General features: G+C 29.7%; 25 protein-coding genes. 15 read left to right on the plus strand and 10 right to left on the minus strand.

From position 1 onward, the window contains the following. Positions 1-10: 10 nt before the first annotated feature. On the plus strand, positions 11-805 hold the full coding sequence (locus ACREVU_RS03450; RefSeq protein WP_431550230.1) for an SWIM zinc finger family protein: 795 nt from the start codon (positions 11-13) through the stop codon (positions 803-805). A 195-nt stretch (positions 806-1,000) separates the two neighbouring features. On the opposite strand, the gene ACREVU_RS03455 is transcribed toward ACREVU_RS03450, so the two are convergent. Then, a complete protein-coding gene (locus ACREVU_RS03455; protein WP_431550231.1) occupies positions 1,001-2,272 on the minus strand; it encodes a RidA family protein in 1,272 nt (423 codons plus the stop codon). Positions 2,273-2,566: 294 nt separating this feature from the next. Between ACREVU_RS03455 and ACREVU_RS03460 the strand changes: the two genes are divergently transcribed. Both ACREVU_RS03460 and yaaA read left to right on the plus strand, forming a co-directional pair. Then, positions 2,567-3,385: a GyrI-like domain-containing protein gene (locus ACREVU_RS03460; protein ID WP_431550232.1), complete on the plus strand. Its 819-nt coding sequence runs from the start codon at positions 2,567-2,569 to the stop codon at positions 3,383-3,385. 165 nt (positions 3,386-3,550) lie between these two features. Beyond that, complete coding sequence (gene yaaA, locus ACREVU_RS03465) at positions 3,551-4,315, plus strand: peroxide stress protein YaaA (RefSeq protein WP_431550233.1); 765 nt, start codon at positions 3,551-3,553, stop codon at positions 4,313-4,315. Between the two features lie 127 nt (positions 4,316-4,442). On the opposite strand, the gene ACREVU_RS03470 is transcribed toward yaaA, so the two are convergent. From ACREVU_RS03470 to ACREVU_RS03505, 8 genes are all read right to left on the minus strand, one after another. Continuing rightward, positions 4,443-5,864, minus strand: a complete 1,422-nt coding sequence (locus tag ACREVU_RS03470; protein WP_431550234.1) for a L,D-transpeptidase family protein — start codon at positions 5,862-5,864, stop codon at positions 4,443-4,445. A 292-nt stretch (positions 5,865-6,156) separates the two neighbouring features. Next, the gene (locus ACREVU_RS03475) at positions 6,157-6,303 is read right to left on the minus strand and encodes a hypothetical protein (protein ID WP_431550235.1); all 147 of its coding nucleotides are present in this window, start codon (positions 6,301-6,303) and stop codon (positions 6,157-6,159) included. A 755-nt stretch (positions 6,304-7,058) separates the two neighbouring features. Further along, positions 7,059-7,169: a DUF2922 domain-containing protein gene (locus tag ACREVU_RS03480; RefSeq protein ID WP_431550236.1), complete on the minus strand. Its 111-nt coding sequence runs from the start codon at positions 7,167-7,169 to the stop codon at positions 7,059-7,061. 122 nt (positions 7,170-7,291) lie between these two features. Beyond that, positions 7,292-7,453, minus strand: coding sequence for a hypothetical protein (locus ACREVU_RS03485; protein WP_431550237.1), 162 nt, complete (start codon positions 7,451-7,453; stop codon positions 7,292-7,294). A gap of 141 nt (positions 7,454-7,594) precedes the next feature. Continuing rightward, on the minus strand, positions 7,595-7,876 hold the full coding sequence (locus tag ACREVU_RS03490) for a hypothetical protein (RefSeq protein ID WP_431550238.1): 282 nt from the start codon (positions 7,874-7,876) through the stop codon (positions 7,595-7,597). 333 nt (positions 7,877-8,209) lie between these two features. Then, positions 8,210-8,398, minus strand: coding sequence for a zinc ribbon domain-containing protein (locus ACREVU_RS03495; protein WP_431550239.1), 189 nt, complete (start codon positions 8,396-8,398; stop codon positions 8,210-8,212). 90 nt (positions 8,399-8,488) lie between these two features. Then, a complete protein-coding gene (locus tag ACREVU_RS03500; protein WP_431550240.1) occupies positions 8,489-8,623 on the minus strand; it encodes a hypothetical protein in 135 nt (44 codons plus the stop codon). 37 nt (positions 8,624-8,660) lie between these two features. Further along, the gene (locus ACREVU_RS03505; RefSeq protein WP_431550241.1) at positions 8,661-8,864 is read right to left on the minus strand and encodes a helix-turn-helix transcriptional regulator; all 204 of its coding nucleotides are present in this window, start codon (positions 8,862-8,864) and stop codon (positions 8,661-8,663) included. Between the two features lie 157 nt (positions 8,865-9,021). On the opposite strand from ACREVU_RS03505, the gene ACREVU_RS03510 reads away from it, so the two are divergent. The 12 genes from ACREVU_RS03510 to ACREVU_RS03565 all read left to right on the plus strand — a co-directional run bounded on the left by ACREVU_RS03510 (position 9,022) and on the right by ACREVU_RS03565 (position 15,620). Further along, complete coding sequence (locus ACREVU_RS03510) at positions 9,022-9,444, plus strand: helix-turn-helix domain-containing protein (RefSeq protein ID WP_431550242.1); 423 nt, start codon at positions 9,022-9,024, stop codon at positions 9,442-9,444. Positions 9,445-9,476: 32 nt separating this feature from the next. After that, positions 9,477-9,989 (plus strand): ImmA/IrrE family metallo-endopeptidase, encoded by a 513-nt coding sequence (locus ACREVU_RS03515; RefSeq protein WP_431550243.1) that lies wholly within the window; start codon positions 9,477-9,479, stop codon positions 9,987-9,989. 309 nt (positions 9,990-10,298) lie between these two features. Continuing rightward, entirely contained in the window at positions 10,299-10,694 is a 396-nt protein-coding gene (locus tag ACREVU_RS03520; RefSeq protein WP_431550244.1) for a hypothetical protein, read from the plus strand. 554 nt (positions 10,695-11,248) lie between these two features. After that, positions 11,249-11,641, plus strand: a complete 393-nt coding sequence (locus ACREVU_RS03525) for a hypothetical protein (RefSeq protein ID WP_431550245.1) — start codon at positions 11,249-11,251, stop codon at positions 11,639-11,641. 468 nt (positions 11,642-12,109) lie between these two features. Then, on the plus strand, positions 12,110-12,340 hold the full coding sequence (locus ACREVU_RS03530) for a DUF6199 family natural product biosynthesis protein (protein ID WP_431550246.1): 231 nt from the start codon (positions 12,110-12,112) through the stop codon (positions 12,338-12,340). A 163-nt stretch (positions 12,341-12,503) separates the two neighbouring features. Next, positions 12,504-12,725: a hypothetical protein gene (locus ACREVU_RS03535; RefSeq protein ID WP_431550247.1), complete on the plus strand. Its 222-nt coding sequence runs from the start codon at positions 12,504-12,506 to the stop codon at positions 12,723-12,725. A gap of 120 nt (positions 12,726-12,845) precedes the next feature. Next, a complete protein-coding gene (locus tag ACREVU_RS03540; RefSeq protein ID WP_431550248.1) occupies positions 12,846-13,091 on the plus strand; it encodes a hypothetical protein in 246 nt (81 codons plus the stop codon). A gap of 329 nt (positions 13,092-13,420) precedes the next feature. Beyond that, on the plus strand, positions 13,421-13,939 hold the full coding sequence (locus ACREVU_RS03545; protein ID WP_431550249.1) for a sigma-70 family RNA polymerase sigma factor: 519 nt from the start codon (positions 13,421-13,423) through the stop codon (positions 13,937-13,939). Positions 13,940-13,956: 17 nt separating this feature from the next. Further along, complete coding sequence (locus ACREVU_RS03550; RefSeq protein ID WP_431550250.1) at positions 13,957-14,106, plus strand: hypothetical protein; 150 nt, start codon at positions 13,957-13,959, stop codon at positions 14,104-14,106. 61 nt (positions 14,107-14,167) lie between these two features. After that, on the plus strand, positions 14,168-14,356 hold the full coding sequence (locus ACREVU_RS03555) for an aspartyl-phosphate phosphatase Spo0E family protein (protein WP_431550251.1): 189 nt from the start codon (positions 14,168-14,170) through the stop codon (positions 14,354-14,356). A 160-nt stretch (positions 14,357-14,516) separates the two neighbouring features. Further along, complete coding sequence (locus ACREVU_RS03560) at positions 14,517-14,978, plus strand: hypothetical protein (protein WP_431550252.1); 462 nt, start codon at positions 14,517-14,519, stop codon at positions 14,976-14,978. Between the two features lie 225 nt (positions 14,979-15,203). Beyond that, a complete protein-coding gene (locus ACREVU_RS03565; RefSeq protein WP_431550253.1) occupies positions 15,204-15,620 on the plus strand; it encodes a hypothetical protein in 417 nt (138 codons plus the stop codon). A 915-nt stretch (positions 15,621-16,535) separates the two neighbouring features. Here the strand turns inward: ACREVU_RS03565 and ACREVU_RS03570 are convergent. Then, positions 16,536-17,486, minus strand: coding sequence for a hypothetical protein (locus tag ACREVU_RS03570; RefSeq protein WP_431550254.1), 951 nt, complete (start codon positions 17,484-17,486; stop codon positions 16,536-16,538). Positions 17,487-18,013 lie beyond the last annotated feature (527 nt).

The following is an 18,013-nucleotide window of genomic DNA, read 5'->3' on the forward strand; positions in this document are numbered from 1 at the left end:
GGGAAAATATATGTCGTCTTACGGAGGTTTTCCAGCCTATGTTACAGTGGCCGAAAAAAGGAAGTGTGCAGAGGCAAGTGTCAAAAGGTTAAAAAAGAAAAACCCAAATATTTCTCCAGTAATAATAGAAGGTAGAACTATAGCAAAAACTTGGTGGGGAAAGTCATGGAATAAGAATTTAGAAAGTTATGCCGACTACTCTAATCGTATATCTCGTGGACGGAGTTATGTAAGAAACGGAGCAGTATTAGATCTTAAAATAACGCGGGGAAACATAAATGCTCTGGTGCAAGGCAGTGGTTCAAAACCATATAAGGTAGATATTACCATAAAGGCCTTACCTCAAAATATTTGGGACAGCATGTTAGAGCAATGCTTAGGTAAAATTGAATCTATTGAAGAACTAATAGATGGTAAATTTCCCAAAGCATTAGCTGATTTGTTTACATCAAAAGGCACTGGATTATTTCCTTCGCCTAATGAAATAGACTTTAGATGTAGCTGCCCTGACTATGCAACAATGTGCAAGCACGTAGCAGCTGTTTTATATGGAGTTTCTAAAAGATTAGACGATAAACCAGAATTGTTTTTCATTCTAAGAAAGGTTGACATAAATAGCCTTATTTCAGAAGCTATTAATAAGAAAACTAAGACCTTGCTTGAAAAATCTAAAACTAAAGGTCGTAGGGTTATTGAAGAAACAGATATGTTTGATATGTTTGGAATTGATATGGAAGTTCAGGCTGAGGATGAGGTTTCCAATAAGAAACCTCTAACTAAAAAGTCTCGCCATTTAAAAGATTAGCCTAATATATTTTTTCTCAGCATTATTTTAATATAATCTAAAGAGATGGAGCCATAAGATAAATATATCTGATGGCTCCATCTCTACTCTCTGAACATAAAATTTATAAACATCTGCAAGTACCAGAAAATTAGCATTCATTGTCATCATTAACAAGTAACTTTAATATTTCCTGTATTTATCAACAAGTGCCTATTATGCTTGTGGAGGTGTTCCTTCAGCATTTGCTACAACTGCATCGATTTGGACTAAAGCATCGTTAGGTAAAACTGATACTCCAACCGTTGTTCGTGCAGGAACACCGCCTGGGAAGAATGTTGTATAAACTTCGTTTACAGCATCAATATCTGCAATATTTTTAAGGAATACATTCACTTTAACAACATCATCCATAACATGGTCCACACTTTCTACAATTGCCTTGATATTTTTTAAGCACTGCGTCGCCTGCTCTTTTACAGCACCAAGTACCATATCACCAGTTTTTGGATTGATTGGTAATTGAGCTGAAATATGATTGTAATGAGAAAAAGCTACAGTTTGTGTAGATAGTGAACTTTTTGGTGCATTTTCCGTATTGTTTGCTTCTATAATTAGTCCATGTCTGTCTTCAACAAGTTGTGGTGGTGTACCATCTCCGTGTGACACCACTGCTTCAATTTGTACCAAGGCATCCATAGGCAGCGCTGAAACTGCAACTGTTGTCCGTGCAGGTACATAAGCTACGGCTCTTGCGATAGCTGAGTCTGGGAAAAATGTTGTATAAACTTCATTAACAGCTTCAATATCCGAAAAGTTTTTAAGGAAGATGTTAACTTTAACAATATCGTCAAAAGGAACATCGATACTTTCTAAAATTGCCTTAATATTCTTTAAGCACTGCGTCGCTTGCTCTTTTACACCGCCCACTATAAGTCTACCATATTTTGCATCGATAGGTAATTGTGCTGATATATTATTGTAATGAGAAAAAGCTACAGCTTGCGAGGATAGAGCACTTGTTGGCGCATTAGCCGTGTTATTTGTAAGCTTTATAAGGTCTCCTGATTGTGGTGCATTTGGAATTGTACCTTCGCCATTCGTAACAAGTGCATCAATTTGCACCAGAGCATCCATAGGTAAAGCTTCAACTGCTACTACCGTCCGTGTAGGCACATAGCTTGTGAAGAATGTTTTATAAACTTTGTCTACAGCATCAATATCTTTAATATTCACAACAAATACAGTGATTCTAACAATATCGCTCATAACATGGTCGATGCTTTCTACAATTGCTTTTATATTTTTAAAGCACTGCTTAGCCTGCTCTTTTACACCACCAGCTACCAATTTACCGGATTTTGAATCCATAGGTAATTGAGCTGAAAGATTATTGTAATGAGAGTAAGCTACCGTTTGTGAATATGGACCGATACCTTTTGGAGCATTTTCCGTGTTTCTTGCTAATACTGCGTTATATCCGTTCATGATAGTATTCCCCTTTTGTAATTTTTATTGATAGAATCATTAAAATTCATCTAAGCAAATCATAAACCTTGGACTAGCTCTAATGTCAATAGGCATTATTATTCTTTTTGCACAACATTTTTTTTAATGACTGCGACAATAAAAGTAAAACTCTACAAAATTGAGTATAAACCTTAGATTAGGTCTAATGTAAATATGTTACATTTATATTTTAAAATAGCTTTAATGTTGCTTAGTGGTTTATAATAATAGTGATAAATAGTTTAATATTTATAGAATGGATGTGACATAATTATGAAGGATACTTTTTTAATTGGAGAATTAGCCAAGCTTTTTAATATAAGCACAGATACATTAAGGCATTATGACAAAATCGATCTTTTAAAACCTAATTGTGATGTTGTAAATAAATACAGATTCTATAGTGTTCGGAATTTTTTTAAACTAAGCAGAATCCTATTTTTTAAAAATCTTGATATTTCATTACAGGATATTAAAAAATATATGAATAATAAAAATACAAATAATTTAATAACCTTACTAAAAAATAAGGAAGATGAAATTGATATAAAAATAAATAAATTAGTCAATTTAAAAAACAAAATAAATACAAAGCTTGAGCTACTGGGAAATATAAAACATGAGCTGAATATTGTAAAGATAAAGCACCTGCCTCAAAGAATTGGAGTGGTTTTAGACATTAAAGATAGTAAAAATGAGTACGAACTTAAAGAATCCGTTAAAAAAAACGAAAAATATTTGAAGCTCAGCTCCTGGCTTATTGAAGGTCAAGTATACACTTCTCTTTCAAGAGAAAACATGACAATTGGAAATTTTAATAAATTTAAATATTTCATCGAAATCTTGTCAACTGAAAATATAATAGATTTGGATTTGATAACGATTCCAGAAAATGAGTTTGCCTGTGTTGTTTTTTTAGGACCATATAAAGATATCGAAAATCACTATATCATTCTTATTGAATGGATTGAAGAGAATGGATACGAAATATTGGGAGACTCTATCGAAAAAAATATAGTAGATTATGACTTTTCAGATTCTGAAAATGAATATGTATCTGAAATACAAATACCTATTAGAAAACTGTTATAACCTTTTCCATTGGGTTATTATATATTGGTACAATAGAGCTATGCAGAATTTCTTAGTGATGTTTGGAATATGAAATTTATAAGAATAGCCCCTAGATCCATACATGGTTTCTTTTTAAGTTAAGGTATTACACCTATGGTATAATTATGTTGAGGTGAGCTACGAATGATTATAATATTGTCACCAGCAAAAACGTTGAAGATGGAAAGGGCATTAAACACTAGTTTATATGCATCACCTATATTTTTAAAAGAAGCAAATAGCTTAATTAAGGAGCTTATAAAATATTCTCCTGAAGACTTGGCAGGGCTGATGAAAGTAAATAGTAAAATTGCAGAACAAAATTTTATGAGACATATTACCTGGGAAAAAGAACATGATTTATCAAATGGTAAACAAGCCTTACTTGCATATGATGGCGCAGTATTTAAGGGATTAAATGCAGGTGATTTAAATCAGCAACAGCTATCTTTTGCCAATGAGCATTTAATAATATTATCCGGATTATATGGTGCACTTAGACCGCTTGATTTAATACAACCTTATAGGTTAGAGATGGGAACTAAACTTAAAAACAACCGAGGTAATAACTTATATGATTTTTGGGGAAATAAGATTACTACGTATATTAAAAAAGAATTAAAGATACAAAACGATAATACACTTATAAATTTAGCATCAAAAGAATATTACTCAGTGATAGATATGAACAAAATAAATGTAAAAGTGATAACTCCTATATTTAAAGATTATAAAAATGGAACTCATAAGGTTATAACTATTTACACAAAACGTGCAAGAGGATTAATGAGCCGGTTTATAATTGAAAATAGTATTAGTTTGCCAAGTGATTTAAAAGAATTTAACGAGGAGGGTTATAGTTATAATGAATATCTATCTTCTGACGCGGAATTCATATTTACTAGATAAATGTACTTTCAAATTATGTTCAAATCCAACTGTTAAATCCTTCTATTTCCACCGACCTTTTTTATAAAATAAATTTATATTTTGTAAAAATTGAATTTTAGGGTTATAATCAATAACAATTATTAAACTACAATAAATAACAAATAACAGGAGTATTAGCATCTATATTATTATATATAGTTTTTGCTAAACTAGGTGGGGAATTTATACAACCGTGAGATCCATTTTCAAGATATATATTTCCTCCAAACACACCTTTCCTCCAAGTTGCATCATGTATTCCAATACCGCCATTAAACGGCATAAAAACACTTACAGGAACACTGTAACCCTCTCCTTTTAATGTTGCATCTTTTGATTTATATTTTAGCTTATAAATACCTATTGGTGTTTCCCGATCTTTGGTTGGCATACCAGTAACAACATCTCCATCTGTAATAAGCTTACCATTCTTATAAAACCACAAATGCTGCGTTGTGATATTAATTTCCACATAAGTATTCCCTATATCATTAGCTTCATGGTTTAAGCCTTTTTCAGTATAACGGGGTTCCTTAGCTATCGTCTCTCCGTTTTTTATAGCCACAATTAAATCAGCCACTTCTCCTGCACGCTCAACCTTCCATCCATAATCTCCACCGCTGACCTTTACGGTTTTCCCTACCGATGTAACAAATTCTCTTTCCTTGCCGTAAGTTTCATAATGATTATCAAGTTCACTAATGTAATCTTTAATCTTGTCTTCAGAAAATATAATTAAATTAGTATTATCAACTTTAAGCCACTTATTTATTACAGACTTATCTATAACTGTATTACCTCCAGCATAGGTATAAGTAATATTCGAAGTTATATATTTATTAAGTAAAGCTTTAGTGTTTATAATTTCCTTGGAGGTTGAAGTATATTTTGGATTTATATATAGTTTTTTTGCCTCCAAATCCAATTTTGTTTTACTTTTAAGAATCGCATTTACTATACTTGTGTAGAATTCATTTCTATTAACTTTATTTCCCATAACCTCATTTACAACCACATAACCGCTATCTAAGTATTTAAAGTTAGCATTTTTAGGTTGAATTACTTTCTTACTATCGAAACAAGAGAACTTATCAAAATGTTCTTTTAAAAGTTTATCATCATAAGTCACTATTCCATCCATTTCAAAAGCTTTTGTATGAAAACCAGCAAAAATCCATGCAAAAGAATTCTGGTTGTCTATTAAATCTTGAATTTTATCCACTGCATTATATTTCAAATCAATGTCAGTACTCTTAATCTGTTCTTTCACACCATTTCGTTCTTTAAATTCCAGTATATATGCTTCGCTTTTCATTAATAAATTTTTATCTACTTCCGCTACGGTTTTACCAGAAGCATTAATACCATTAATTACAGAACCGTAATAAAAGTGATTGTCAAAATACATTGATATACCCAAATAAATAATGAGAAAAACAGAAAGAAAAATAATTCTATTTTTTATAATTTTTTTCTGATTCCTTATTACTGCTTTCTTGTGATGCTGTATTGTTGTTTGTATTTCCATGAGATATGTACCTCTTTTCCTTAAAATTGCATATTAGACATATAAATAAAACTGTTTTTACTAGCATAAAAAAACTATTAACTCACGATTAAAATCAAAGGTGTGCCTGGTTCAGTTATCAATATAATTATCTTTTTCACCAAAAAAATAAGAGGCATTCAAAATAACATTTTATTATGTTATATGCTCTTATGAAGTTTAACCACAGTTTTCAGTATACGGCAAATTATGACTAAATAAGCTACAAAAACATTACAACATGCTCTCATGACTAAAATAACATTCAACTTTCTTAATCATCTAAGGGATAAGATATTAATATACATTTTGCATAACATTCTGGGCATAGAACAATATGACTACCACTCTTCTTGTAAAATCCCTCAGGTGCATAACAACCAAACGCAACAAATTCTGGTATCTCCTCTTCATACCACATATCTTATATTTAAAAATTACATTTTCCGTTGTTTTTGATTTTTCTTATTACCAATAAGAATAAAAATAAAATTACTAAACACAATATTAATTATGTTACATTCAAAAAAATGTAACAATTCATTGTAACATTTTTATAAAAACATAATATTATATACTAACAAATGAAGTATTCGTGGGACAAACTTAAGAATAAAGTAAAATAAAAAAATGTTTGCCTTTAAGGGAGGAAATATGTATGTGTTGTTGGTGGATACTATTATTATTGCTATTTGACGATAACAATTGTTGCTGCGAGAACAACCGTCGTCATGACAATTGTTATAAAAACAAATGTAATCCTCATTATAATAATCAGTGGTGCGATAAATGGTGCGATTCATATTGTGATACTCGTTGTGAAAAAAAGCATAATAATCATAATTGTTGTTAAAAAGAATTTTAATATATAAGCAGAGTTGATATTCAATTCTGCTTTTTTAATTTTAGGTTCTAAAGATAACAATTAAGTCATTTCCTAGAATAATTATATTGCTTCCTACCAAGTTCTTAGAAAACGGAACTTGTCCACTTCGTTACCAATTTCTTTAATTTACAATTAATCTTTAGTTTTGTCACTACAATGACACATAGAATTGTTATTATAAGTACATAGAAAGCAATTGATTTTTTTTAATTAGAGCCCCCCTTTAATTAGATAATTTTAATATAACCCCAAAAAGTGAGCCAGTAGATTTATCTACTGGCTCACTTTTACTATGCTACTTCAACTGTACTTGTATCCGTAGTAACTATCTTAGCATCTTTCTTGCCAACCAAGCTACCATTAGCTGATGCAAAAATGTTCTTTGAAATGACTAAATCCATAACAGGTATCAAAATCTAACATATCATTGTTTGCCACCTCTCTAAAATGCTTTATTTGTCCTTTTAAAAGTGCTTTGAAATTCATTTTTATAGAACTTATACAATAGCCATTAAAGCTGTTGCTACCTAGCTTGTACATAGCTATAGCTCTTATAACGGATAAGTATCCATGCTGGAATGTGATATTTTGAAGCCTCCTTAAATATTAGATATTTAATTTTTTCTATTATTTCTTCTGTAGCGCTTTCTTCTTTAGCTTTAGCCCTTTCAACTAATTTTTCCACAATATACACCGCCTTGTTTTTATATTAATACTTTGATTTTATCCACCTGTACCGCTGTCCCGTGTATGAATGGCTTGTTTGCTGGGTTTTAGTACATCCTTGGGACAACTAGGACAAGATTCTCTTATGCGGGTATGCGTATTAGGCACACCTACCCTTCCTATTCTCTTTAATCTCTATTATGCAAACATGGTCACGTAATACAGCTCCTACAGGTTTAACTGCCAATTCACCCTCACCCCTTAAAAAGCTTCTCCTTTCATATAAACCCAGCTCTTCCCAATTGTTTGGCAAAAGTTTATCTAAATAATCTATAACTATGCCTTCTCTTTCATCACTTTCAAAGGCTTCAATTTGTGCTGTCTCTGCGGCTTCTGTAAGGGAACTTTCTAATATTAAAGATTCTCCATTGTTATATATCATTAAGATTTCTGCCCATAACTTGCTCTAAATTTATCGTCCTGCCTTGTTAAAAAGGATTTTAAGGTATCCTCTTGAACTACCCATAACTAAAAGTCACGGGATTCCTGATTCATCAAACACAGCCTTAACTCTTGCGAGTTAATGGTCTAACATGTTCTCCTACAAAAGAAATACTTTTGTTCTTCTACTAACTAGAAGACAGGCTCTTACCGATGTCCCAATCGGCGCATCACGTATATATTACACTATACCTAATACTCTCATTCCTTCGCTACGTATGTTTAGTGAAGCGTTTATATCCCTGTCATGTTTTTGGTTACATTTGCTACAGGTTCATTCTCTATCACTTAAGGTCAGCATAATATTTTTAGAACCACAATTGTTACACAATTTTGAAGAAGCAAAAAACCTATCTACTTTAACTAATTGTTTACCTTGCCATTCTAATTTGCACTTTAAAAATATTACAAATTTATACCAGCCTGCATCACTAAATCTCACTTTTCCTGTAATTATTTTCATATTCACCCTCCTCTATTTAATAAGATCTATTTGTTTTAAAAGCTCACCATATTTTTCTTTTGGAATCTCTGTCAGCTTTGTAGCTCCGAACTATTTTATAAGTTCTATTGGTTTTTGGTTTTCATTAAAAACGGGAATTGCATTGTGAAGAACCGCAGCAAGAGTCAAAAGAGAGTTTGTTATATCCTCTGAGGCTCTTATGTTAATATCAATGTTAATGTTCATAATTTTCCTCCTTCTCTTTGTATAGTCATTGCATATTTTATTCTTTATATGAACAAAAAAATAGGTGGTCCACTGTAATTCCAAATAAATCTGCAATTCTTTTAGCAAGGCTAAAACCTGGCATTCTTCTGTTATTTTCAATCATATTCACATAGTCCTTACAAATACCAAGCTGACTTGCAAGTTTCACTTGTGACATACCTTTAAGCTCACGTTGCGTAACAAATACCATATTTTTCATAATTTGTTCCCTCCTCTTTGTATATAATGTATATGTTTACTTTATATGTTAATTATATCGAATGATTTGTTCAATGTAAATCGAACAAATAGTTTTTTTAAAATATTTTTTTCCACTTATTGACACCTACCCAACAATTTGATATTATAAAATTAGAATGGAGGCGAATCTTATGTTATTTGGTGATAGAATTAAACACCTTAGAAACAGTTCCGGTTTAACCCAAGCTGAACTTGGTAATTTAATTGGTGTTTCAGATAGAGTTTTAGGATATTATGAAGCCAACGAAAGGTTCCCTAGAAAACAAGAAGTCATTGCAAAGTTTGCAGAAGTATTCAACGTTTCAGTTGACTATCTTCTTGGCACGGATGGTTCATTTTTGCAAGATTCTAGCAAAGAATATGGTGCTGTAGGTCACAAACAAGCACAAGGAATACTGAAGAATGTAGAAATGCTGTTCGCTGGCGGCGAACTCATGGACGATGATAAAGATGAGGTCTTTAGAATAATTTCGGAGCTTTATTTTGATGCAAAAAAGAAAAATAAGGTTAAGTACGGTAGAAAAGAAATTGAAAAATAACTTTTCTACTAACAACTGTGGGGAGTGTGCGAATGAATCGTTCAAGTATTTCTAAATGTGCTAATAAACTAGTAAAAACTTATGAAACAAATAACCCCTTTAAAATAGCTGAGTATCTAGGGATAGATTTAAGATATGAAAAGCTTCCCCATTTAAAAGGGTTTTATACTTATATACTAAGGAATAGATATATTGTTATTAATAATAGTATAGATGAAATGAGTGCTAGAATAGTTTGTGCTCATGAGATTGGTCATGACCGTTTTCATAGAGGACTCAAAATTAACATGTTTCAAGATGAAGTGTGCATATCCTTAAAATCATCCATACCTGAAATACAAGCAAACTATTTTGCAGCAGAACTTCTTATGCCCGATGATACTTTTTTAGAGCTAGTAGCGCAGGACTATACTTATTCTCAAATAGCTTGTGCTCTAAATGTACATACAGAACTTACGATTATAAAAGCACAGCTACTAAATAACAGAGGTCATAAATTAAATTTACCTTATGTACCAGGGGCTAATTTTTTGGGGAAGATATAGTGAAAAAATGAGGACAATTAGGTTTTACTTTTTCCATGAGGTCCTAACATGAATCGGAAGATTACATTAAATTTTAAATGCTTACTGTGCAAAAAAGGACATTAAGTAATCAGCTCAACGGTTTCGTTTTTGAGGTGTTTTTAATAAAATAACATAGGACTTAACATGTTATTTGAAACTATAATTGGCATATTATTTTTTATTGATTATTGAATAATTCTTTCTACATAATATCAAAAATATAAACAAGGAGTTTTAATAAACTATTACTTAAAACAAAATCCACTAACTTATAGGAAGGGAATATATATGGGTATATATAAAACGTTCGCTATTTTTATTGTTGTATATCTAGTTATGGTTCTAATTTTTCGATACTTAATTATTATAAAAAAACTTGAACCAAATAAATTATCAAGGAAATTTTATGATGATGATGAAATTTTCATTAAATCTTGGAAAAAAACAAAAGCAAAAGGCTTATTAAAGCATGTCCTTGAAAATAGTCTTATTATGATTGCTTGGATGGCTATACTGAGCATATTATTTTTATTGAATGAAAATAGCATATTTGGAGAATTACGAATCCAACCGTTTTATACTGCTTTATTAATGGGTGCTATCTTAGGAATTATAACTTCATTAATGCAATGGTTTTTGGGGATATATAGATATAATAATTTAAAACAAAAGGGTAAAGTGTAAAGCGATATCACCAACAAAGAACTAAAGTCAATAGTTCTAAATATTCTTATATTGTTAATCTACCTAAGAAATACTATTTATTAACAATTATATTATAATATATGTTGAACTAACTGGGGGTGCGGGTAAGTTGAATTCATTAGGGTTAGTTTTAATTGGCATAGGGGTAATTTTTTTAATTTATTCTATAATTTTCAAAAATAAAGTCAATATTTATAATAGAAATGATGATTTTATAATATTAAATAGACAAAAATTCTTAAATCTTCAATTGTACATTTCAATTTTAAACTCAGTATGTGCCGTTATTTTTGGACTGATAGTAATTAAATATAATTTAAGCAATTTATATTTAGCACTATATCTGCTATTATTCCATTGTATAAATTATCTAATACCAGGAATAGCCAAAATCAAAAGGTATATAAAATACAAATATTAATCCACATATTTCTTAAATGCTTCATAAATCGTATTTCTATGATATATGAATACTTGTAGGAAAGAACGAAGCAAATAATATAAAATAGAATTAGAGAGGAGAATAATGAGAGATGAAAAGAATAGGGTTTAGTTTGCTTATGGTATTAATTTTGTTATTTTTGACTGCATGTAATTCCAGTAATGTTGTAGTCTCAGTAAAATATGGAGCTTATGTCTTGGAGCAAACAGCAACAAAGGGTGATGCACTACCACAAGTTAATATTTCTAATGGTAATATTACATTTACGTATGATTTATTAAGTAGTTATATGCCCTTTGGAACATATACAATAGATGGCAATATATTAACAATGACTACAACAGATAAAAAGTATAAATATTTATTTCAAGTAAAAGGAGATAAACTTATTTTTCACAAAGATAAATCATCAAAAGTAAATTTAACAGATGATAGATTGGGATTTAAGATAACAGATAATGCTGAATTTAAACTAAAGAAGTAGAAAAATTTTAATTTTATAAGTTAAGTTAGTTCATATAGTTAGTAAACTACGAAGGAATAGTCATTAATAATGTTATAAATAATAGAAGCTAATGAAATTGCTTATTTCTTTAACTGCTATGTAAAATAAGGTTCTGCTCCAAAAGCTAATCGGCTCGCACTCAATTAGCTTTTTTGCTTTTTTTCCCTAATTTACTATTAGAAAGTGCGTGTCAAACTTTTATATATATTGAGAAGGGTAATATTCAGAAATTTTTAATGAAGTAGAATTGATTAATATTTTTATTTTTGATTGAAACCTTTTGCACAATATTTACGTCTAATATTGTATAATAAGTAAATTAAAATAAATTAAAGTTAATAAAGTAAAAATTGGTATGTCAAGACTTTAAATTGGAGCATTAATCATAATTTTACCATTAATCCAACCTGGTAGATTAGATAAGTATGATACAACTAAATTTAAAGTATGAGTATATTTATGATGTTTGCTCAAATTCTTTGTGCAATAGGGTTAATTATGGGTTTATTTATGATTATTTGCCCAGTAGGAGTTTTCAAAATACGAAATACTATTAGAAGTATTTTCACGATTGATAAATTAGAAGCTGGAGATTTTAAAATTTATATTTACAGAGCTGGAGGTGTATTTGAAATACTTGTTTTCAATTTTTTGCTAACACAAACATTTAAAATATAATTATTTATCATCAAAAGACACCCATATCAGCGGTTGATGTAGGTTTTTTAAGATTGATTTCTATTGATATTAGTATACCAGTAATTGTATAATGGGTGTATATAGTTAGTATGCAATTGTATTTAAATACGGCTTATTAATATATATTAAAGGGAGAATAATCATGAAAAATTACATTAAATATTTTTTATTATCATTTATTATAATATTAATAAGTACGCCTTTGGGGTATACAGCAGTTAAAATAGTGTATTATAATAAAAATTTATCTGGTGAATTTGTTCCTATACTAAATGGTTTCATACACTCGTTTATGTTAATTGGGGTATTAATATTTAGTATTGGTTTAACAGGCATAATAGCAAATAAAAATAATAAATTGTAACACTACTCCACGGCGCTCATAAAAAACTCATTAGACCTAAACAAAATCTATCTCCATTTAAGAGATTGATTTTGTTTTACAATGGTAAAAAATTGTGAATGAAATAGGGGAGGTACTAATTTGAAAGAGATAAAAGTTATAAAAATATTAATTTCAGTAATCATTATTATATTATCGTTTTTAGCTTTATTTAGTATCATTAGTATGAAAATTGCGATGCCAATTGAATTACTATTATTAGGTATATTGAACATATCAAACGGGTACTACTCATATATTAAGAATAAAAAAGGAGAAGCAATTTTGCTGATTTTAAGTGGGATATTTGTAATCTTCGTTTCTGTGTTTACAACAGTTTTTAAGTAAATGAAGAAGTATAATATATACTAATCTAAATATATTGATATTTTAAAAGTAACACAATAGTAATTGAGTTACTTTCACTTTGCTTTCAAAAAAAGTCTAACAAAGACACTAGTCTATTATATTTTACTTTTCATATTCTATTACAAATTCATACATATTTCTGCATTTCCTCTTTATTACCTAAAATACTGTAAAATTAATCAAAATACAACATTTTTTTTGATTAAATTGTTGTAAAATAATCCAATAGAATTGTAACTTTTTATAGCTTATAATGCTCTAATTAGTGTTATAAGTATTATAAGTATAAGAAAGGAGACATGGTGTAAATGAACCCCAATATATTAATAAAAAATACTCAAGAGCAAGATGATGAAGAGTTTATTAAATTAATAGACACATGTAAAGAAAAACTGTATAGGATTGCCTTTGCGTATTTAAAAAATGAGCAAAATTCGTTAGATGCTGTAAGCCAATCCATATATAAGGCTTACATGAACATGAATGAACTTAAAACACCAAAATTCTTTAATACGTGGATTATTAGAATTCTTATAAATACTTGTAACTTAATATTAAATCATGATAATAAAGTAATCTCTATTGAAGATTACAACGAAATCAATAATATTAATGAAACCTTAGACACAGAATTTAAAATTGATAGCAATATAGATCTATATAATTCAATTGATAAATTAAGTGAAAGATTTAAAAGTATTGTTATATTGAAATATCTTGAAGATATGACTATTAGTCAAGTATCAGAAATTCTTGATTTACCAGAAGGAACTGTAAAGGTTTATTTGAGAAGAGCTTTGAAAATCTTAAAAACAGAGTTAGGTTAGGAATCTAGTGTATGTAAATGCTTATCAAAGAGAAGAATGGTTTTGTAAAGATAATTATTTCAGATAAACTTGATAAAGTTGTTGAGAATACTATAAAAAAAGCAAAGTTAGATAAAAAAGAATATAAGGTTAAGTTTAATTTAAATGAGTGCTATATCAACTATTAAGCTCCCTAATCACCTTGGATAAAATGACATAAACAAATAATAATATTACCAAGGAGAAATTATGAATAATGATATAGAATTAGTTAGAGACAAATTAGAAAAGTTAATAATAGTCACTCAAGGGGTTACTGATTGTAAAGTAGTTTCTTTAAGTCAAGAACTGGACAAGCTAATTACCAATTATTATTTACAAAATGTACGAGATGGTGTATCTGTATCAATGGAAAAAAACGGCAATGAGAAATATTGAAACATATCTTTCCAGTTGCATAGCAGCATATAAATTTCTATGGTCTCTATGAATTTAATACAAGTTCAGGTTCTATTAAAAGGGATGCGAAGGCTTACTTATCATTAGATAATATTAGTATTTTAGTCTCAATAAAATATATAACAAGGTGGAATGGCATATGGATGATAGTTTTTATAAACAAGAAACAGAGTACTTAGAAATAAGCTTAAAAGAAAGTGAAGAGAAAACCAACAACGTAACTGAATTAATTATTGCTAATAAGGAACTTGTTTTTCAAATCAGAGAGAAAGCAGACAGGGCAGCTGAATTAATTATTGCTAGTAAGGAACTTGTTTTTCAAATCAGGGCGGAAGCAGATAGGACAGCTGAGTTAATTGATGCATATAAAAAGCTTGCTTTTCAAATCAGAGAGGAAGCAGATAGGGCAGCTGAGTTAATTAATGCATATAAAGAGCTTGCCTTGCAAAGCGAAGAGAAATTCGATAGGGCATCCGAATTAATTAATGCATATAAAGAGCATGCTTTGCAAAGCGAAGAGAAAGAAAAATGGGCTACCGAGTTAATAATTTGTAATAGGAAACAGGGAAAATTAACATCTCCTACTTTGAGTAAACAATAATGAGGTTACCATTAACAAACAATGAACAAACAATATCAGCAATACAAAAAAGTATAGATTTCATAAATAATAATATTAAATAATTTTCAAAAGAATATTTTAAGGTTTGATATGTCTTTAATAGGGGGAATGTACCTTCGAAATATTCTTAAAAGTTGCAGTAATGATGATTTGGGAGTTGTGCCAACCATGTAGAATATGTTGAACTAAAAGGAGAGAACATTCATGAGAAAAATATTAATAAAGGTGATGGTTATATGTCTATCTATTTTATTCACATTTAGTCTGAGTGGATGTAGTAATACAACAAAGAAAGTTTCAACGGATAAAGTCTTTGAGCAAACAATCGAAAAAAAATTGGACAATATTACTCACCCAAAGGATAGTAGAGTATTACTATCATCAAATCCATATGACTATATTAAGGATGTTGATAGTAATGAAGATTATAAATACATTGTTTCGCAAGGGGAAAAGTCTTTGAATTATATGCTCAGTAAATTTGCCAATAGTAATGATAATGGATTAGAAGAATATATTATGGCAATTGCCTGTTCTGAAATACTAAAAGAAGATATTGAAACTAAAAAATGGGAGACAGGTAAAGGGTGGTATGATAACTACATTAAAACGAACAAATAAAAAAGGTATGTTAATTCATATCATTGGTAAAAGGCCTACTAAATAAATCTATGTGTTAGTGTGCAATCGCAGTATACTAAGCAACAACTAAAAAAGAAAACTATAGATGTCTGGGAGTTTTATTATTAACAAACTTATTAAATTTATTAGAACTATTTTAGTTGTTTATCGTGTTTATTATTAAGCTTTGGTATATTTGCTTGAGTATCAGGATTAAGCATAAGCGATTCTGAACTTTTACCAATAATAGCTTCAAGTAGTTTGAATTTGTTTCTATTATCAACTATAAATGAGCAAAATTGAATCCATTACTTTACAACAACTAGGCACATTTACCTTTTGATAATTTAAGAACGTCACAAATAGCCGTTTTGAGATTGTGTATATACCCAATCAATTAAATTTTTCACTGACTTTTTACTCGCTATTTTTAAACCTTCACCAAATTTTCACGTCGTTTTTTATACCCCTACAACTAGCCTGTATGCTCATTCTATCTTTAATTTTTGTTAATATACACTTTTTTCACTGCATAAAAGGGGTCTAAGTGAGAAAAACTATTGGTGCCTTAGTGCTGCAATAATCCAAGTGGAAATAACACCTACAGTGACTTCGACACTGGGTTTATCTTTGGGTTTCCTAACTTGTACTGGAATTAGTACTATAAATAACAAGTTTTTATGTTATTATTAATTTAAAAGGTAAAGTTTACTAGCTTTTATACTTAAAAATAAATACTTTGGTAATTAATTGGAGGTACAAGATGAAAAAAAGAAAGCGAATTTTAGTTAACGGGTATATTAAAAGAATAGGTGTGGGTGTATTAATCAGTCTAATCATAGTGGCGGCTAGTATACTAACGAATTAAATCATCTCCTGCAAAGGTCATCATCCCCTTCAAAATAGCATAACATATTACAATCTATCTTTTGATAATTTGGGCTTTACAGTTATTTTAAAATCAGAAACCTTCCACTGATCATTTACTCTTGAAAGTCCTATTGAGCCTTTTACCATATCATATTCGTATCGTACGGCCTTCACATCCATGTATGTGAATAATAACTTAATCTCATAATTATAACCCACTTTACCTTCCTTATCATTATATAAATTTTCACCTAATATAACGTCAGTTACCCGCGTGGTGTAATTACCTTTATCACATATTTCTGAAATTAGAGTATTGTATCTGTTTTTAATACAATTTTCATATGCTTCCTTTGTCATTAGTCCCTCTATATGTCTATCAAATAGCTTTAATGTTTTAAGATAATTGGCATGTGCAATCTTATCAGCTTTTATTACCCCTTCAGCACCAATTATATCTACCGCACCAACATTTAAACCTGCTGCGACAAGATCTTTATATTCTTCCATTTTTACTGAACCAACTTCGAAAAGTTTGTTGCTAAAGTCTTTTGCAACGGTTGGTGATGCTATTAACGAATTATACCAATTCTTTAGTCCATCATTAGGTATTATAGTTGTCTTATAATTGGTTCCATAAATATTTACAACATCGCCGTGGTCACCTATCCCCAAAACTACTTTATTGTCTACATAAAATTCATAAGAATAGTTTCCGCCGTTAACCATGGTTCTTTGGTCAGCTACTTTATGGTAGTTTCTATTCTTTAATAATGTAACAATCTCTTGAATTTTAATTTTATCAGTAGTAGAAACGCTCTTTCCAGTATTCCAATCAAACATCCCCATTTTTGATATGTTGGGATTAGGCTTACCAATAAAATCATCAAAAGTCTTTGTATTCATGTTGTTCCTAATTAATAAAAATGCAATGACACAAACAAAAGATGCTACACCTACTAATACTATCAAAAATTTATGGTTATGTTTTATCATCTTGCTATCCACCCCCTTTAATTGTAGAAGTACTAAATTATACGTATATATATCTTATTTACTAATAAGTATAATAATACCTCTCACATTATTATACGATTAAAATTCTTTAAAGTTTTTTTGCAATTATATCTATAAACAGAAATTATCTACTGCATTACAAATTTCTGAACTCTATTTGTTACCCTCAACACCTCTGTGGTCCAGAAAATTACTACGTACAGGCAAGTGCGACTAGCAAGAAGATACCTTTCAGTTTTTCTTACATCCCCTCCAACATATCTTTACAATAAAAAAATGAGAGGGGGTGTCTCAAAATGATTAAATTAATCATTTTGAGACATCCCCTTTAAAGCCACTTTAAATTTACAGTTATTGGTTCTAGACACGACCCCCATAGCATGGCCATCAACCTAACAGGCCCATTTAATGTAAATAGTAGAATATTTCAACTAAATACCTTTATATAAATACGAACTAAAAAACAGAATATTTATTTTCAATAAAGAGTGTATTTTATCCTTATT

Origin of the sequence: Clostridium sp., from assembly GCF_050717535.1 — a bacterium.
GTDB lineage: Bacteria > Bacillota > Clostridia > Clostridiales > Clostridiaceae > Clostridium_AD.

What these genes read in the sequence shown, in the direction of transcription:
- ACREVU_RS03500 (WP_431550240.1), bottom strand. Translation starts at nt 8,623, where the DNA reads ATGAACATTAACATTGATATTAACATAAGAGCCTCAGAGGATATAACA.
- ACREVU_RS03475 (WP_431550235.1), bottom strand. Translation starts at nt 6,303, where the DNA reads ATGTGGTATGAAGAGGAGATACCAGAATTTGTTGCGTTTGGTTGTTAT.
- ACREVU_RS03455 (WP_431550231.1), bottom strand. Translation starts at nt 2,272, where the DNA reads ATGAACGGATATAACGCAGTATTAGCAAGAAACACGGAAAATGCTCCA.
- ACREVU_RS03510 (WP_431550242.1), top strand. Translation starts at nt 9,022, where the DNA reads ATGGAGGCGAATCTTATGTTATTTGGTGATAGAATTAAACACCTTAGA.
- ACREVU_RS03545 (WP_431550249.1), top strand. Translation starts at nt 13,421, where the DNA reads ATGAACCCCAATATATTAATAAAAAATACTCAAGAGCAAGATGATGAA.
- ACREVU_RS03460 (WP_431550232.1), top strand. Translation starts at nt 2,567, where the DNA reads ATGAAGGATACTTTTTTAATTGGAGAATTAGCCAAGCTTTTTAATATA.
- ACREVU_RS03505 (WP_431550241.1), bottom strand. Translation starts at nt 8,864, where the DNA reads ATGAAAAATATGGTATTTGTTACGCAACGTGAGCTTAAAGGTATGTCA.
- ACREVU_RS03490 (WP_431550238.1), bottom strand. Translation starts at nt 7,876, where the DNA reads ATGATATATAACAATGGAGAATCTTTAATATTAGAAAGTTCCCTTACA.
- ACREVU_RS03560 (WP_431550252.1), top strand. Translation starts at nt 14,517, where the DNA reads ATGGATGATAGTTTTTATAAACAAGAAACAGAGTACTTAGAAATAAGC.
- ACREVU_RS03480 (WP_431550236.1), bottom strand. Translation starts at nt 7,169, where the DNA reads ATGGATTTAGTCATTTCAAAGAACATTTTTGCATCAGCTAATGGTAGC.
- ACREVU_RS03530 (WP_431550246.1), top strand. Translation starts at nt 12,110, where the DNA reads ATGAGTATATTTATGATGTTTGCTCAAATTCTTTGTGCAATAGGGTTA.
- ACREVU_RS03520 (WP_431550244.1), top strand. Translation starts at nt 10,299, where the DNA reads ATGGGTATATATAAAACGTTCGCTATTTTTATTGTTGTATATCTAGTT.
- ACREVU_RS03495 (WP_431550239.1), bottom strand. Translation starts at nt 8,398, where the DNA reads ATGAAAATAATTACAGGAAAAGTGAGATTTAGTGATGCAGGCTGGTAT.
- yaaA (WP_431550233.1), top strand. Translation starts at nt 3,551, where the DNA reads ATGATTATAATATTGTCACCAGCAAAAACGTTGAAGATGGAAAGGGCA.
- ACREVU_RS03525 (WP_431550245.1), top strand. Translation starts at nt 11,249, where the DNA reads ATGAAAAGAATAGGGTTTAGTTTGCTTATGGTATTAATTTTGTTATTT.
- ACREVU_RS03515 (WP_431550243.1), top strand. Translation starts at nt 9,477, where the DNA reads ATGAATCGTTCAAGTATTTCTAAATGTGCTAATAAACTAGTAAAAACT.
- ACREVU_RS03565 (WP_431550253.1), top strand. Translation starts at nt 15,204, where the DNA reads ATGAGAAAAATATTAATAAAGGTGATGGTTATATGTCTATCTATTTTA.
- ACREVU_RS03570 (WP_431550254.1), bottom strand. Translation starts at nt 17,486, where the DNA reads ATGATAAAACATAACCATAAATTTTTGATAGTATTAGTAGGTGTAGCA.
- ACREVU_RS03535 (WP_431550247.1), top strand. Translation starts at nt 12,504, where the DNA reads ATGAAAAATTACATTAAATATTTTTTATTATCATTTATTATAATATTA.
- ACREVU_RS03550 (WP_431550250.1), top strand. Translation starts at nt 13,957, where the DNA reads ATGCTTATCAAAGAGAAGAATGGTTTTGTAAAGATAATTATTTCAGAT.
- ACREVU_RS03450 (WP_431550230.1), top strand. Translation starts at nt 11, where the DNA reads ATGTCGTCTTACGGAGGTTTTCCAGCCTATGTTACAGTGGCCGAAAAA.
- ACREVU_RS03470 (WP_431550234.1), bottom strand. Translation starts at nt 5,864, where the DNA reads ATGGAAATACAAACAACAATACAGCATCACAAGAAAGCAGTAATAAGG.
- ACREVU_RS03555 (WP_431550251.1), top strand. Translation starts at nt 14,168, where the DNA reads ATGAATAATGATATAGAATTAGTTAGAGACAAATTAGAAAAGTTAATA.